Origin of the sequence: Aurantimonas coralicida DSM 14790, assembly GCF_000421645.1 — a bacterium.
In the GTDB taxonomy this organism is placed as follows: Bacteria; Pseudomonadota; Alphaproteobacteria; order Rhizobiales; family Rhizobiaceae; genus Aurantimonas; species Aurantimonas coralicida.
In genome coordinates this window covers 1-1,302 of the sequence record NZ_ATXK01000038.1, presented here as the reverse complement: position 1 = coordinate 1,302, position 1,302 = coordinate 1, and the positions used below count along the sequence as shown (strand labels likewise).

Genomic DNA, 1,302 nt, shown 5'->3' with positions numbered 1-1,302 from the left:
GTCGTTCCGACCCTGACCGAGGATCTCTGGTCGCAGTTGATCGAGGTGAACGGCTCCGTTAACACGGTCATCATCCCGCGAACCGACGAAGAGATGTTCGGCGTCGCCGAGCGTTGGGTCTACCCCACTAAACAAGGTGATTGCGAAGACTTTGCGCTTCTGAAGCAGTATATGCTCCAGCGTGCAGGTATTCCCCGTTCGGCCCTCCTTATCACCGTTCTTCGTCAGCGCAACGGTGCAGGCCACGCCGTGCTGACAGTGCGAACCAGCGAAGGCGACTTCGTGCTCGACAACCTTGATGAGCGAATCCTTCCCTGGAACGAGACGGATTATCTTTATCTAAAGCGGCAGTCGGAACTCGACTCCGGGAAATGGATTGGCATAGCGGACGACCGCGACATCCTCGTCGGTAGCGTGCGGTGATCGGCTACTGGATAGGATAACTCTCGCGACGGGTTTTCGCATGGGTTGCTGGTGATATCGTAGAAGCCATCACAGATGGATACATTCTATTTCAGCCATTTATCCCGAGACAGCAATCGCGCAATGCATTTGCGCGATCCGTCCCCGTCCAATAAAATAGAGGGAGCTAGAGGAAATTCTGTGCCGGCAGCGCGAATAACGGAACAGTACGCGCCCCGCGCGAGGGCGGCCAGTGCGTCGGCAATCAGTCCGTTGTGCGAGGGGAAGATTTTTCATGCATCACACGCACGGGGAGGATGAGCCGTGGAACAGGCGTTGTCTGACAAGCTGATTGATGCCGTCGCCTCAATGCCTTTGAGCCTCTACCCGGCTCGACGCCGGTGCCGATCGTCGACAACAAGGCGGGGTGCCGCTGTCTGATGGCGGTGGCGTCATGGACACGGGAACCCACTACTACGACCAGGAGCGCTCGTCGGGCTCGTCCTACTGCCCGTCCCATAGGGTGATCAGCACGAAGCCAGCCCAGCCGTGGCGGCCCATTGGCCGTTAAACAAACGGCGGAAAACCTGCGGCGATCATTCAATAATGACTGATGGGAGTGTCCGCAATTTTGCGGAGCCGTAAGGACGGCGACCAAGGCGCTGGCCGAAGCCAACCGCGCCGGCTTCGCCATGTCCTCGACGCCGGGCGAAGGCACGCTGGTGGAAATTTCGTTTCCGCCCCAGCGGGTTCTGACCGACTGACGCCTCCGCGACCGGCGGCCGGAACCGGGGCGTTGCCGGCGGCCTAGTTTAGAATTCTTCTAATACATTGATTTTACTGGCCTATCGATCGGCAGGGTGTTGCGCTGGCCGGCGCCATCCGGCATAGGTGAGTGGC

Annotated in this window: 1 protein-coding gene; it reads left to right on the top strand. The window is 59.1% G+C overall.

Annotation, left to right across the window (positions count from 1 at the left end; translation table 11 throughout):
- Nucleotides 1–423, top strand: a 423-nt coding sequence (locus H536_RS0122205; protein ID WP_024352483.1) for a transglutaminase-like cysteine peptidase, incomplete at its 5' end; no start/stop codon positions are given.
- Between the last annotated feature and the right edge of the window lie 879 nt (nt 424–1,302).